11 protein-coding genes and 1 pseudogene are annotated in these 14,342 nt (G+C 42.8%); 3 read left to right on the top strand and 9 right to left on the bottom strand.

The window, feature by feature from the left end; genetic code table 11:
• Positions 1-38 precede the first annotated feature (38 nt).
• The 3 genes from csaB (at position 39) to AB0756_RS18595 (ending at position 2,445) form a co-directional block, all read left to right on the top strand.
• The gene (gene csaB, locus AB0756_RS18605) at positions 39-1,076 is read left to right on the top strand and encodes a polysaccharide pyruvyl transferase CsaB (protein ID WP_038073594.1); all 1,038 of its coding nucleotides are present in this window, start codon (positions 39-41) and stop codon (positions 1,074-1,076) included.
• 25 nt (positions 1,077-1,101) lie between these two features.
• Positions 1,102-1,692: a Uma2 family endonuclease gene (locus AB0756_RS18600; protein WP_038073484.1), complete on the top strand. Its 591-nt coding sequence runs from the start codon at positions 1,102-1,104 to the stop codon at positions 1,690-1,692.
• A 78-nt stretch (positions 1,693-1,770) separates the two neighbouring features.
• The gene (locus AB0756_RS18595; protein WP_038073487.1) at positions 1,771-2,445 is read left to right on the top strand and encodes a DUF4241 domain-containing protein; all 675 of its coding nucleotides are present in this window, start codon (positions 1,771-1,773) and stop codon (positions 2,443-2,445) included.
• A gap of 15 nt (positions 2,446-2,460) precedes the next feature.
• Here the strand turns inward: AB0756_RS18595 and AB0756_RS18590 are convergent, their stop codons facing one another.
• The 9 genes and pseudogenes from AB0756_RS18590 to nrdJ form a co-directional block, all read right to left on the bottom strand.
• On the bottom strand, positions 2,461-2,814 hold the full coding sequence (locus tag AB0756_RS18590; protein ID WP_038073490.1) for a hypothetical protein: 354 nt from the start codon (positions 2,812-2,814) through the stop codon (positions 2,461-2,463).
• A 164-nt stretch (positions 2,815-2,978) separates the two neighbouring features.
• Complete coding sequence (locus tag AB0756_RS18585) at positions 2,979-4,343, bottom strand: cobyrinate a,c-diamide synthase (RefSeq protein ID WP_038073493.1); 1,365 nt, start codon at positions 4,341-4,343, stop codon at positions 2,979-2,981.
• A 105-nt stretch (positions 4,344-4,448) separates the two neighbouring features.
• The gene (gene opcA, locus AB0756_RS18580) at positions 4,449-5,831 is read right to left on the bottom strand and encodes a glucose-6-phosphate dehydrogenase assembly protein OpcA (RefSeq protein WP_038073496.1); all 1,383 of its coding nucleotides are present in this window, start codon (positions 5,829-5,831) and stop codon (positions 4,449-4,451) included.
• Between the two features lie 101 nt (positions 5,832-5,932).
• Positions 5,933-7,462 carry a glucose-6-phosphate dehydrogenase gene (gene zwf / locus AB0756_RS18575; protein ID WP_038073498.1) on the bottom strand — a complete coding sequence of 510 codons (1,530 nt, stop codon included), beginning with the start codon at positions 7,460-7,462 and terminating at the stop codon, positions 5,933-5,935.
• A gap of 108 nt (positions 7,463-7,570) precedes the next feature.
• Entirely contained in the window at positions 7,571-8,716 is a 1,146-nt protein-coding gene (gene tal / locus AB0756_RS18570) for a transaldolase (protein ID WP_038073501.1), read from the bottom strand.
• A 69-nt stretch (positions 8,717-8,785) separates the two neighbouring features.
• Positions 8,786-9,835 carry a class 1 fructose-bisphosphatase gene (gene fbp, locus AB0756_RS18565; protein WP_038073504.1) on the bottom strand — a complete coding sequence of 350 codons (1,050 nt, stop codon included), beginning with the start codon at positions 9,833-9,835 and terminating at the stop codon, positions 8,786-8,788.
• A gap of 539 nt (positions 9,836-10,374) precedes the next feature.
• Positions 10,375-10,674, bottom strand: a complete 300-nt coding sequence (locus AB0756_RS18560) for an RNA recognition motif domain-containing protein (protein ID WP_038073596.1) — start codon at positions 10,672-10,674, stop codon at positions 10,375-10,377.
• A 436-nt stretch (positions 10,675-11,110) separates the two neighbouring features.
• Positions 11,111-11,329: a hypothetical protein gene (locus AB0756_RS18555; RefSeq protein WP_038073508.1), complete on the bottom strand. Its 219-nt coding sequence runs from the start codon at positions 11,327-11,329 to the stop codon at positions 11,111-11,113.
• 271 nt (positions 11,330-11,600) lie between these two features.
• Positions 11,601-14,238, bottom strand: a pseudogene (gene nrdJ, locus AB0756_RS18550) (ribonucleoside-triphosphate reductase, adenosylcobalamin-dependent).
• Positions 14,239-14,342 lie beyond the last annotated feature (104 nt).

Genomic DNA, 14,342 nt, shown 5'->3' with positions numbered 1-14,342 from the left:
ATTGATAAGCTAAAATCCACTCATCCAAAATGAAAACAATGCGGGTTCTGTTATCTGGGTATTACGGTAAGGGGAACGGTGGGGACGAAGCTTTATTAGCAACACTTCTACAAATGCTACCACCATCAGTCACACCTGTGGTTCTCTCTGGTAATCCCAAAGAAACAAGCGATCGCTACAATGTAGAAGCACGAGATCGCATGAAAATCTCCCCTGTTGTAGAAGCTTTGCGGTCTTGCGATGCTTTTATTTGGGGCGGTGGAAGTTTAATTCAAGATACCACGAGTCTTATCAGCCCTTTTTATTATGCGGGAATTATGGCGGTAGCCCAAAAAATGGGTATGAAAACAGTGGCTTGGGGACAGGGAATCGGTCCGTTGAAGCGTTCTGTGACTCGTTGGTTAGCACGGCAAACTTTTAGTGGTTGTACAAAAGTGAGTGTCCGCGATCGCACTTCTGCGGCTATGCTGGCTGATTGGCAAGTTCCTTGTATTTTAGCTCCCGATCCGGTATGGGCTTTGGAAGGTAAACCAGTTCCGGGACTTTGGGATTTACCTGCTCCTAGAGTTGCAGTGACACTAAGAACTCATCCCGATTTAACAGAAAAACGTCTTGGTAACTTAACTCGCGCCTTGGTTGATTTTCAAAAAGCGACACAAACTTATATCTTATTGCTACCGTTTCAAGAAAGTGAAGATTTAGAAATAGCTCAAGCCATACAACCAAAACTTGAAGGTGTCAGCCAGATCCTGTCCTTAAAAGAACCACAACTTTTAAAAGGAGTTTTTCGCGGTGTCGAAATGGCAATTGGGATGCGCTTGCATAGTTTAATTATGGCTGCAGCAGAAGGGTGTCGCTGTTTTGCTCTCAGTTACGATCCCAAAGTTAATCGATTGATGGAAGATTTAGATATGCCGGGATGGAATTTAGCAACTTTGCCAGATGACCCTAACGTTATTAGTAAAACATGGATCGAGCATTATGCTAATGGCGAGCCGTTATCTACAGATAAAATACAGTCGTTAGTAGATAGAGCGCTGATGCACCGCGAAGTTTTGAAAGAAGTTTTAGAATAATAACAGCCAACTCACTTTTTCTCCAATGACTACCGTTACCCCTAAACGCTTCACTTTAGATGAGTATCATCGTCTCATGGAATTGGGATTTCTGACAGAGGATGACAGAGTGGAGTTGATTAGGGGAGAATTAATACAAATGGCAGCGAAAGGCACACGGCATTCTGTTTGTAACACAAAGTTAGCCAAAGAATTAGAGAGATTGCTAGGGGATAGAGCTGTTGTCCGCGTACAAGAGCCTGTTATATTATTCCCAAATAACGAACCAGAACCCGATGTTGCTATAGTACGGGGACAAGCTGATGATTATTTACCGAACCATCCTCAACTTGAGGATATTTTCCTAGTTATTGAAGTTGCTGATTCTTCTGTTGACTATGACCAAAGTACAAAACTAGAACTATATGCTGAAAATGGAATTAAAGATTATTGGATTCTTAATTTAGTAGCCAATCAATTAGAGCGTTACAGTCAGCCTTATCTTGATGAGCAAGGAAAGTATGGTTATCGCTTCAAGCAAATTGCTTTGCGAAATGAATCGATCGCAATTCCATATTTTTCCGATCTATCTTTGGATTTGGATAAAGTTTTTCCCGGTTTCGGGAAACAGAGATAGAAATTTTGTTGGAAAAAATATTCAATTTCCAGCCATCTTCAATCAGAGCTTGTCTAAACTTTGTGAATAAAAAAATGAATGAAAATTTCTGTTTTTGCTAAAGCTTTTGAAGCAGAGTATAGATTGTTAAGTACCTCTTGGGGTGAAATTACATTAACACCATACTACCTTGGAGATTTGGTTTTAACTTCAGGAAAATTGGTAGCTTGCGATCCACTAACCTTCTTTGGCGCAGAACCTTTTGCACTCGAATTAAAACCTGGTAAATATCCAACAATTTTAAGTGTAGCCTATTTTCATAAAAACAAACAATTTGCAGTTGCTTATGCAATGCTGCTTTTAAATGAGGAACCTGTTGTCAGGTTTGAAATGGCTACCATTCCAGGTGAAGATATTACTTTGCTTGAAAAAGGGAAAATATTTGGCTATGGAGTTGATTCCGGTACGGGGTGCTTTATGGATTTAGATGTCGCTCAACTGATTCTTGATAAGAACTGGGATGCAGAATCAGATGAAGATTTTTTTAGCAGCCAACTCTTAGAAGAACTGGAAAAGAACTCTCATTTCCCTCGGTGTTGGACAAATTTTTGTGTAGATGAGTCAACGCAAGCTAATATTATTGCGTTTGACTCTGGTTGGGGAGATGGGATATATGCTTCCTACTTTGGATATGATGCACGAGGAAACGCTGTCAGTGTTGTGACTGAATTTATAAATATTTTTGATTGGTGTCAAGATACTGGTGTAAGTTAATTGTTCGAGGTTGCTTTAACCATCTGTCTTATCATCACTATTCTTGTTTTGTTCCATCAGATAGTCGCAGACGCGGCGGATGTGTTGGCTATTCTCAGCGACAAGCTGCATGGTTTGAGTGGTAACCGTCACCAGTTCGGCTAAGCGATCGACACGTTGCTCTAAGTTACCAAGAATTGCTGCGTTTTCCAAGGTTTGTCTTTCAAGACGCGTGAGCATTTCGTCATGCTTGGCAACTGTTTCAACAGTGCTAGTGGCTATTTGTGCAACCTGCGTCATAAGTGGAGCTAACTGATTTAGCATTTCAGCATGGGTTGCTAGCATTCGTTCCAATCGCTCGAGTCTGTTTTGTGGTCCGTTCTGTGTCATGCTACTTCTCCTATCTTTTGCTCTTCCTTATAATTTGATTAAATGTTGGGTTTCGTTCCTCAACCCAACCTACTTTATAAACTTTCATTTTTCATTCAAGGCTTTTATTTGCTATCACAAGCTTACCAGACAGCAGCTGCCAACCCATCCTTATATTCGCCCTTTTACTGTTGATAAAAAAATTCTTGACATGAGTTTAAAAACCGTTGGGGAATTTCTATATTATTTCCCCAGTGCAAGTGAATGTAAGAAGCGTGTAGGGAAGAAGGTAAACACCATCCTTCGTCGCCCGTAAATTCTTGAGAATCATAGCGGTAAGTTTGAAAAAGCGATCGCTCTTGAGTTAAAGTTAAACGAGAACGATGAAACTCATGTCCGCAAACAGTGGTTCCTGCACGTACTAACAAACTATCTTGTTGGGCAATTGCTCGACGATAACCCAAAGTCAGATGTTTATCCATAATGGCTGTTGTTGGTAAAACTCCTACCATTGACCAAAATTTTCCTTCAAAATCAATAATTTCTTTGCACAAGTACATTAAGCCCCCGCACTCAGCAATTGTTGGCATTCCAGCAACAATTGCTGCGTTGACTGCTGTCAGGACGTTGGTATTTTCTGCTAATTGCCGTGCGAAAACTTCTGGAAAACCCCCTCCAAAATACATTCCATTAACACCTTGTGGCAGTTCAGCATCTTCTAAGGGACTCCAAAAAACGAGTTCTGCACCTAACGTTTGCAGTAAATCGAGATTGTCTTGGTAGTAAAAATTGAAAGCGCGATCGCGAGCAATTGCTATTTTAGGGAGTGAAGACTCGGAACTGGAGATTGGGAAAGACAATGTTCTGTGTTCTTCGTGTTTTTTTGTCTTTAATAGCGGAAGCAAGCGTTCCCAATCAAAGCAAGAATCTCCTAAATCGGCAAGTCGGTTAATCAAAGCATCCATTTGAGGAAGTTCTGCTGTAGGGACTAAACCTAAATGGCGATCCGGAATTGTAATGTTTTCTTCGCGTCGTAAAACTCCCAGAATCGGTAACTGTAAAGGTTCGAGAGCATTTTTGAGAAGTTCGAGATGGCGCGAGCTTCCCACGCGATTCAAAACGACACCAACAATTTTAATTGTGGGGTCATAAGAACAATAACCGTGAGCGATCGCTGCTACAGAACCAGATAATCGACTGCTATCAATAACCAGTACTACAGGTAAATCCAACAGCTTGGCGATATGGGCTGTACTGGCGGTAATTCCAACTCCATCAAACAATCCCATCACACCTTCGACTATGGCATATTCACAGAGTTGAGAGTGATAGGTAAAACATTCTTGTACGTAAACCTCAGAAGTTAACACGGTATCTAAATTACGACAAGAGCGACCAGTGACATACTGGTGAAACATCGGGTCGATATAATCCGGACCAACTTTAAAAGACTGTACTTGAAAACCACGGCGACACAAAGACGCTAAAAAGGTGAGCACGACCGTCGTCTTGCCCACCCCACTTCGTTCTCCTGCAATAATTAAAGACATTGCTAATTGCTAATAGCTAATAGTTAATTGCTTTTTATACCATTAACCATTAGCCATTAGCTATTAGCCATTAGCCATTAGCTATTAGCCATTAGCCATTAGCCATCAGCTATTAGCCAACTTAAGTACCTGAGAAGTAACAGCAAGACTTTCTTCCAAAAGTGCCTCGCGACCCCAACGTTGGACTTGTTGACTTAACAAAACTTCTGCTTTTTGCTCGGAAAGAGAAGTTACGTGTTGGAACAAACCTTGGGCTTGAGCACCACCTTGTGTTTCCAAACGCATACAACCACCTGTCTCAGAACAAATCAGCGTTCCGCAGTTAGCTTGGGGATTGGTCGAACTGAGACGCAAAGCAATTAAGTCACCAGGAATATCGCCTACATCAGCAACGGGTACGCCTGCTAACTCTGCTTCTACTTGTCTTTGTTCTGGTGTCAGGAAGCTAACTCGCGTAATATCGTAATCTCCACTTTCTTTTTGATAAGAAACAGGACGCCATTGCAATCTGCTTGCCAACCACCCCAAATACAACAGTGCTTGTACGGAACTGCCTTTTTCGTAATCGATATTAATTCTATCGACTTCTGGTAAAGCAGTACGACGTTGGGGTGGATCGTAAGCCTCAGCGGTTAACTCTTGCCATGCGGAAAGACGACGCCAGTTGAGGTCAGCTATAGGTACACCATTTTCTACTAACCCTTGCAAGTTCAGTAAATCGTTTTCTGGCTCGTTAAAGTAACAGGAATCTACAATAACGTTGTTACAAACTCCTGACAGTCTCTTAAAGAGTGGGTTGTTGATATCTGGTGTACCCTTCCACCAAAGGAACTTGGGCAACCCACCAATCAACAATGCTGGAAGCATCCCGCCTATTCTTTCTAAAGCTACAGCGGTTCCCGTGAGCGTGATGTACTCGCAGCAGACGAGAGTATTTGAAGACTGTTTTTGGATGGGACAGTAAGCAGAAACTTGAGCCTTGACACCCGTGTCTTCACCTGCTATTGGCGACAGGTTAATGATTCGGCATGGGTTGCGGATGGCGATTTCATCAGCGATTGTAGGGCTTGAAGCACTTGAACCATAGGGAGCGGGAGCGCTTGTACCATTGCCATCGCCTGTCGCACCATTTGTGTGACGTTTGGCAAATTCTTCTCGCAATAAAGCTATAGTCTCATTTGTAGCTGTTCCAGTTTCAGCTAAGCCGTACTTTTTCTGAAACTCCTTTAGTGCTGCTTGCATCTGAGGTCCGAAAATGCCATCAATGGGACCTTGGTAATATCCCAATGTCGCTAACAGAAGCTGAGTTTCTTCTGGTTCGTATACCACTAAGGTAAATGTGGTTGCCCTTGTAGCAGCAGGAAGTGTACCATCCTCGCCAGCAATGCCATAACTTTGCCAAATTTGACTGAGTTCCGCTTCAATTTCTGTAAGCGAAACATCCTTGGGTGCCTGAAGTGAAAAAATTGTAGGAGCTTGGGAAGTCATAGTGATAAATGCTAATTGTTAATTGCTAAATAGCTAATAGCTAATAGTTAATAGTTAATTGCTTTTTATAACAATTAGCTATTAACCATTAGCTGTTAGCACTAGAGTCTTCGCCAACGGCGACCGTCTTGGTTAATCAAGAGTTCTGCTTCAGCTGGTTCCCAAGTACCTGCTTCATATCTGGGAACGGTTGCTGGATCTGCGGGTGCATCCCATACTGAAAGCACTGGTGTTACTACTTGCCAAGCTGCTTCCACTTCATCTGCTCTTGTAAATAATGACTGGTCGCCCATCATACAATCTAGTAGCAAGCGATCGTATGCATCGGAGGTTGCTGCAATTCCGAAGGAACCGTATGTAAAATCCATGTCAACGGAACGAGTCCGGAACTCCGCCCCAGGCATTTTTACCTCGAAACGCAAAGAAATTCCTTCGTTTGGTTGAATCCGCATTGCCAAGATGTTACTACCCATCTGTTGGGCTGCTGATGGAAACATCCGAGAAGGAACTTCACGGAAGTGGATGGAAATCTCACTGACTTTTTTTGGCATCCTCTTCCCAGTACGCAGGTAGAACGGTACTCCTTGCCAGCGCCAGTTGTCAACCATGAACTTCACTGCTACATAGGTAGGTGTTGTAGATTCAAGATGAACGCCTGGTTCTTCATGATAACCAGGCACGGGTTTCCCTTTCATCCAACCAGCACTGTACTGACCCCGTACTGCCGATCGGTGTAAATTTTGCACATCAGCCAGACGAGTTGCTTGGAGAACTTTAACTTTCTCTGTCCGCAGACTGTCAGCATCTAAAGCGTTTGGTGGTTCGATCGCTGTTAAGCAGAAAAGTTGCATGAGGTGGTTTTGCAACATATCCCGCAATGCACCAGAACTTTCATAATACCCTGCCCGGTCTTCCACACCTACTGTTTCTGCAACAGTAATCTGAACGTGGTCAACAAAGCGACGGTTCCACAGTGGTTCAAAAATGGCATTAGCAAAGCGGAACACCAACAAATTCTGAACTGTTTCTTTACCTAAGTAGTGGTCGATCCGGTAAACTTGGCTTTCGTGGCAATATTTCTGTACCACTCGGTTCAAGCTTTGAGCAGAAGCTAAATCCCGACCAAAAGGTTTTTCAATCACCAAACGATGCTTGTACGGGTCTTCTAACATACCCGCATTTCCAAGTTGCTTGATACCCTCAGCAAAGAATTTGGGTGCAACGGAAAGATAGAAAATTCTATTTCCCCTTGTGCCGCGTTTTTCGTCTAATTCAGTTAATAAAGTATTCAGTTTTTGGTAACTTTCTGGGTTGTCCATATCCCCAGAACAATAATACAAACCTTGGGAGAAATCTTGCCACAGCCCTTCTGGACCTAGCCCATCAGAAAACTCCTCAATACCCTGGCGCATCTGTTCGCGGAAGTAATCGTGAGTCCAGTCTCTCCGCGCTACGCCAACTATAGTGGTTTCGGGGGGAATACGCCGTTCTTTGCGTAACTTGTAAAGCGCCGGTACGAGTTTGCGCTGAGTTAAATCGCCGGAAGCACCATAGATAACTATGATTTGAGGTTCGGGCATCCGTTGCTGTTGCAAACCAACCCGCAACGGGTTTTCTAGGAATGTGACCATAACAAGTTTGGTTGTGAGTTTTGTGATAAAGGGAATTGCTAATTGCTAATTGCTAATTGCTAATCGCTAATTTTTAAAAGCCATTAGCCATCAGCCGTTAGCCATTAGCTACACAGGTGACAACTGTCTCACCTTAGTTTCTAAGGATTTCATCAACGATTCAAAAGGCTGGACAAATTTCTCAATACCTTCGGTAAGAAGTTCATCCATGACAGTATTGATATCGATGTTGATGTCTGGATCTTTGAGGCTATCGATGAGTTGATACGCTTGTTCTACTCCTGTTTCCACCCGATTAGCTACATTACAGTGGTCAGCACACGCGACTATGGTCACAGGTGGTAGGGTGTTTACGGTGTCGGGACCGATCAACTCATCAACATACATCACGTCGCTGTAATTGGGATCTTTGGTGCTGGTGCTTGCCCATAACAAGCGTTGTACTTGAGCACCTTTGGTTGCCAATGCTTTCCAACGTTCGTCGTTGACGATCTTCTTGTACTCTTGATAAGCAATCTTGGCGTTAGCGATCGCGACTTTTCCTTTAACTGCTTTTAGCTTAGCTTCTACAGTAATATCGTCAACGCCTTTTTGCAATTTAGCGTCTATCTTACCATCAATGTTGGTATCTATTCTGCTGAGGAAGAAACTAGCAACAGAGGCAATTTTACTAATGTCTTTGCCTTCTGCAACTCGTCTTTCCAAACCGCGAATGTATGCCCAAGCAGTATTGATATAGCTTTGAACGGAGAACAACAAAGTGACGTTGACGCTGATTCCTTCGTAAATAGCTTGCTCAACAGCTGGCAAACCCGCTTCTGTACCGGGAATTTTAATCATCAGATTTTCCCTAGCGACTTCTTTGTAGTAGCGGCGGGCTTCTTTGATTGTTGCCTCAGTATCGTGAGCAATAGTTGGTGGTACTTCTATACTTACATAACCATCCAATCCCTTAGTTGCATCATAAACAGGGCGTAAAATATCACATGCATCGCGAATATCTGCAAAAGCTAGAGATTCATAAATTTTGTATGTAGGTAATCCACCACGGATTCCTGATTCAATATCAGCGTCATAAATAGCATTCCCAGCGATCGCTTTTTCAAAAATAGCTGGGTTAGAAGTAATCCCACAGATTCCTTTGTGTTCAACCAAGTCTTTAAGTTCACCCGAGCTAACAATATCGCGGCTCAAATTATCCATCCAGATACTTTGACCCAAGTCTTTAATCTCTAGTAATTGATTAGTCGTCATAATTGTACCTGTTTGATTCATTGCTAAAAAGCCATCAGCCATCAGCCTTTAGCCATCAGTCATTAGCCATTAATGCCCATTCTGAATAAAAGACTCTACCTTCGCTACATCCTTTGGGCTACCAATAATCAAAGGAGTACGTTGATGTAGTTTCTTTGGCACCACATCTAAAATCTCTGTATGTCCCGTAGTTGCGCGACCCCCTGCTTGCTCGATCACAAAAGCTAAAGGAGCGGATTCATAAAGTAAACGCAATTTCCCTTCTGGTTTTGGGAGTGTTCCTGGGTAAAGAAATACACCACCTTGCAACAATATTCTATGGATATCGCTTACCATCGCTCCGCTATAGCGAGCCGTGTAACCTTCTGTTCTGTGGACGTAACGGATGTACTCTCGAATTGGTTCATCCCATTGCCAAAAATTACCCTCGTTAACGCTGTATACGGAACCATGGTCGGGAATGCGAATGTTCTCTTCCGTCAGGATAAACTCTCCTAAACTTGGGTCGAGGGTAAATGAGTGAACTCCCTTACCTATAGTATAGATCAGCATCGTGCTGGGACCGTAGAGTATGTATCCTGCGGCAATTTGGTTGCGTCCTGGAGCCAGTAAATCTCGTGCTTCTCCGTCGAGATCGGTTCCTTGTTGTTGCCGAATCGAAAAAATAGAACCCAAACTGAGATTTGTATCAGTATTCGATGAGCCATCAATGGGATCGTATAGCAGGGTGTAGCGACCTATGGGGCAGTTTTCGGGAATGTAATAGGGTTTGTCCATTTCCTCAGAAGCCAAGCGACAGACTAACCCGCTTTGCTTGAACACTGAGATAAAAACGTCATTGGCATAGACGTCCATTTTTTTAACGGATTCTCCTTGTACGTTCACTTCTCCAGTAAATCCAAGAACCCCTTCCATTAAACCCGCACGGCTTAGACGACGTGCAACTAGCTTCCCAGCCAAAGCAATTCGATTCATCAACGTACTCAAATCCTGTGCTTCTGGCGAAAAGCTCTGAAGTTGCTGTAGGACATGACGGGATAATGTAGTACAATCACGGTCTAACGCCCGGTCTGCTGCTTCGTTATTGACCGACTCCAAAGATTCTGGCGCTTTAGTCATTATTATGTCCTCCCGTTCATAGTGGGTATTTACGTGGTTCATCCCGTGCGTCACAACTGTTGTTGCTGCCTCTATCTTAGAAAGGTAAATTGACCACTGAAATGGGTTTTTAGATAAAATAAAGAATCAATTCCAAATTGCAGCTATACCAAGCCGAAATCCTAATTTGGAATGGTATGCACAGTAAATATGCTTATTCATCCTGAATGTGTCGCTCGCTGTTGCCATTTCCCCGTATTTCATCCTGTAGATAGAGAGGTTAGCTTTAGCGATCGCTACAATTGCTAGTGAATCACAAATTTGTCAATTCTACTGTTATTCAGGCACCCACTCGCTGGGAAACTTGCTTCCATAAATTTGGTGATTTCTGCTAAAACCACTCTGGTAAAACGTAATGTGGCAAGCTGTGACCTTTCTCACTGGGTCACAACTTGCCGCTCGCACTTCCATTTAAGTGCCAGTAACAACTGTTTCTAGAAAACTGAGCAGTTTATAGCTTGCGTAACTAGAAGACAATTTGTTATCATCGTATTCTGCTTTTAATAAGACTCTTGTTTTTTCACCCAACTACCTCGTCGGTTGCCATTACTGTTTTCTTCTCGCGGTTTGGCTTTATTGACTCTGAGTTGACGACCCATCCATTCTGCGCCATCCAGTTCTGAAATGGCTGCATCCTCTTGGTTATCTTCATTCATGTCAACAAAAGCGAAACCCCGGAGTCGTCCTGTTTCGCGATCGGTAGGTAAAACAACTCTTTTGACCTCGCCGTATTCTGCAAATACAACTTTTAAGTCTTCTTCAGTGGCGCGGTAGGAGAGATTTCCAACGTAAATAGTCATGTGAATCACGTAAGTCGCAACGAAGAGCGAAAAGCCCAGCGTAAAGGTACAGACAAAATTAACAGCCAAGACGGGCTGAGTCTTATCTGACTTTCAGGTGAAAAATTTTGTAATGAAAATGTAACTTTGAGCAGTTACTTCGTTACAAGATTCCATTCTGTTTAGCTAAGTTTTCGCATACGCTCATATCATAACCGATCGTGTTGTTTTTCAAAGTATGAGATTTTACAAACACACATAAGTTATAATCAGTCTCTCTTATATACCCTATCTGTTCTATGGTTGACAGAATTTTATAGTGATTTTCTTAAGCTTCAAGAGAGAAATCTACCTATTTCTATAGATGCGAAATTTACTTTTTAGTACTTATCTAACTAAATTCAGGGTAAGCTTGCCTTACCCTTTAAAGCTTTACCCTGATGACAGCATCTAAACGTTAATCAATAGAGATTGTTTGTGGTCCACTTGCTTTACCATTATGTGCTTGAGTGGGAGCAGAAGTGTAAGTATTTGTACCTAATTGCTGGGAAAGCCAACTTTTAACAGGGTCATCTGCAAGATTAAGTTTTAGTACCCCAGACACAAATCCACCCATAAACGACATTGGGTGTTGGGTAAGTTGTTTAAATATTGGTGTTAATTCTTCAAGGAACATTACGAATCTCCAAGTATTGTAGTTAAAAATAAGAGGTTGGGAACTAGGGGCTTGGGTAGAGGAAGAGGAAGACCCTGACCCTCAATCCGGTGGCTCCGCCTCTTGTATTTAGTCAAGTAGTAAAACAGGTAGGGCTAAAGCCCACCAATACCATACTACGCGGGTATTTTGCCAGAAGGTCGAGGGAAAGCCTCGTAAGCTGAATTCCCAGGTTCTACCTGGGAACGAGAGATAGGCTCGCAGGGGTAGTAGTACTCCTAAACCCTAACCTCTAACCCCTCTCATTATTTTGTTCCGGCATCATGCATTTGTCTGAATCACATCCCGCAGGTCCGGCTTCCATTAACTCACCAAAATCATAGTTACTTAAAACACCATGAAAATCATCTGTTTTACGACGCATTTCGACTTCCTTCATAAATCGATCGTATTGCTCTTTTGAAATTGGCTCAAAAGGTAAGCGAGGGAAAGTTTGGAGATCGTCAAATCTGGCTAGCAGTGCAGCACTCATGTAACCTTCATCATCTCTGATGGCTTCATATATCCGCGTTCCCAAAGCTTCCACTTCATTTTCTCGGAGTTCAATGGTTGCCGAAGTGTTGTGTGTAACATAGAACTTTTGGACTTGCATATAAAAATCCGTTTGGGCGAGGGCGCTAAATTGACTGATGTCGATTTCATCAGCACCTGGTAAATCCGCCCAAAGTACAGAGACTGGAATCTCCACAAGCCATTCACTGACTCGCGGATCGAAGGGATCGTGCAACAAATTACCCTGTTCGTCTTTATCGGATTGGGAGGGAATGACATTGTAGCCGTAGTCAATACAAGCTAAAGCAACAGGGTCATTTTTACGGAAGGTGATCCGCCGCAAAAATCTTTGTGCTTTAGGTGGATGCCATCCCGGACTTGCACCTGTTAATAAGGATTTAGTACCGCTAGGTTGAACAGTAGTACAGCGGTTGGGGCGTTTCAGACCGTGGCGATCGCAGTAATCCCAAACAACACGATGAACGGTATCTTTCCAGAAACTTAGGTATTCCTGTTCTCGACGCTTAAATGCCAATCCTTGAGTTGTTTCCGGTCTTCCTTCTGCCCACCAACGCAACCAATCAACGCCAAAAGCACGGACAAAGAAATCAAATAACCCCGTGAAAGAAACACCCACAATAGGATCTAATTCACGGCTGTACTGATAGCGGGTTTCAAGAAACTTGTGGTGCAAAAGTGATGCAACAGAAAGAGATCCTGCTGTAAAAGCTTCTTCTTGTTCTTTGTAGTTCAGTGGATCGATTTGATTTAAGTGGATCTCCGATAAATTACAGTGGAAATTGCTACCTATAATTTCCATATTTGTTATCCTAAAGGCTTTTTATCCTCTAGTTCTGGAGGTTTTCCTCATACCCATAACAGGGATACAACTGGTTAATTCCAATTCAGTTCAGCATATCTTTTCTACCATAGGGTAGCCGGAGACTCGTGAGGGTATTATATTCTTGTCAGTTCTCAGTCATAAATTTTTACTGTTTGCTGAAAAGTTTCAACCCCTATGCGTTGCACTGCCAAAAGACTTTTAAATCTCAAGATTAGCTCAGGATTAGCATGCGGGAGAAGTGAGTTTTCTAACCGTTTAGCTTTCCCTGAATTTCCCCGGTTTTTTACGTGAGGCAAAATTATCTACCACACGGATTCAAGCCGAATCGAGCTAAACGATGTTCTAGCTCACTTTGAGAGATGTGAGGATATTTCTCCTGCAACCAAGCTTCTGCTTTTCCTTCTGCATAAGCCTTCAGAAAATCGACTCTTCGATCTTGAGTCACAAGTAGGTCGCAGTTAGCTCTAGCTACAGCTTCACCAGCCCATTGAATTGCACCTTCACCACTGTAGTATTGTTTGCGGACAGCATCAATACATTCTTCTAATGTAGGTTTGTAATGAAAGACTCTGCTATGGTTTGCCATCCTGAGTGCATCCCGTTCTGGATCGATGCGCCAGTTACCATTTTCGTCTTGCTGCCAAAGATTGGATTTTGCATCTGCAAATAAGCGATCGTCGCCAGAGCCTTGACGAATTCCAGCAGATCTACGGATATTACCTGCAACAATTGTTACAGCAGCTTCATCAATCAACAAACAGCATTCAACTGAATTTAACTGTCTTCCTACAGCTTTATTTAAAATCAATGCACAACGCTCGTAAAGCCCAGGCAATTTGACGGGATTGGCAACTCCTCCAAAGCCGTTCAGCCGCTCTCCTGCTTGACGTACATCACTAATATCGACAATCACTTGAACTTCTCGTGTAAACCGTTCATCTGTTGAGAGTTCCAACAATCTTTGATAAGACTGTACCCAACCTTGGCGGCTATCGCCAACATAAATTGTTACAAGATTGTTCTCTATTTTAACTTCTGTCTCCTCACGTCGGTGCTCGGGAAGGGTACTGCCAATTTCTCCTTGGACTGTGACAGATAGGCGATTGCGAATGGGAGGAAGTTGGTTGATGTATTTCGGTTCTAGAACAGCTCCAGTCCCACAGCCCATCATCGCTAAGTCCATCATTAAACCAAAAGCACTCCAATCCACAGCATTAGTTGATGTGCAATTGTAAGCTCCAGAAAAATTCTTTTGCTGCAGTAACCAGTTTGTACCTCCAACCCACAACCATCTTCCACTTGGTAATGCTTTTAAATTTCGCTGCATCCGTTCCAGGATCTCAGCCTCTTCTGGCAGAAGCTTACCCAATTCAATTAAACCCGATAAAGTGCGATCGCACACTTGCTCCCAAGTTTCTCTCACTCCACCCTCTTTACGGCGGCTGTAAGTTCTAAAAAACACTGGGTTAGCTGCAGGGGCGGTTTCCGGAAATTGGGCATTCTTTAGTCGTTCTCTTTCTAGCTCACGAACCATAATGAAGTCTTGTTGCTTGCTGACACAGATTACGACTATACGCTAACTGAATGAGAGGGTAAAGATTGCAAAATTTATGAATTTACGCTAAGTCTAAGGATATA

The organism is Tolypothrix campylonemoides VB511288_2, from assembly GCF_045999855.1.
GTDB classification, from domain to species: Bacteria; Cyanobacteriota; Cyanobacteriia; order Cyanobacteriales; family Nostocaceae; genus Scytonema; species Scytonema bouteillei_A.
This window is presented reverse-complemented; position numbering and strand designations above follow the sequence as displayed.

Coding starts and splice junctions, on each gene's coding strand:
- tal (WP_038073501.1), bottom strand. CDS start 8,716: ATGACGACTAATCAATTACTAGAGATTAAAGACTTGGGTCAAAGTATC.
- AB0756_RS18595 (WP_038073487.1), top strand. CDS start 1,771: ATGAAAATTTCTGTTTTTGCTAAAGCTTTTGAAGCAGAGTATAGATTG.
- fbp (WP_038073504.1), bottom strand. CDS start 9,835: ATGACTAAAGCGCCAGAATCTTTGGAGTCGGTCAATAACGAAGCAGCA.
- AB0756_RS18585 (WP_038073493.1), bottom strand. CDS start 4,343: ATGTCTTTAATTATTGCAGGAGAACGAAGTGGGGTGGGCAAGACGACG.
- AB0756_RS18600 (WP_038073484.1), top strand. CDS start 1,102: ATGACTACCGTTACCCCTAAACGCTTCACTTTAGATGAGTATCATCGT.
- AB0756_RS18560 (WP_038073596.1), bottom strand. CDS start 10,674: ATGACTATTTACGTTGGAAATCTCTCCTACCGCGCCACTGAAGAAGAC.
- csaB (WP_038073594.1), top strand. CDS start 39: ATGCGGGTTCTGTTATCTGGGTATTACGGTAAGGGGAACGGTGGGGAC.
- AB0756_RS18555 (WP_038073508.1), bottom strand. CDS start 11,329: ATGTTCCTTGAAGAATTAACACCAATATTTAAACAACTTACCCAACAC.
- opcA (WP_038073496.1), bottom strand. CDS start 5,831: ATGACTTCCCAAGCTCCTACAATTTTTTCACTTCAGGCACCCAAGGAT.
- zwf (WP_038073498.1), bottom strand. CDS start 7,462: ATGGTCACATTCCTAGAAAACCCGTTGCGGGTTGGTTTGCAACAGCAA.
- AB0756_RS18590 (WP_038073490.1), bottom strand. CDS start 2,814: ATGACACAGAACGGACCACAAAACAGACTCGAGCGATTGGAACGAATG.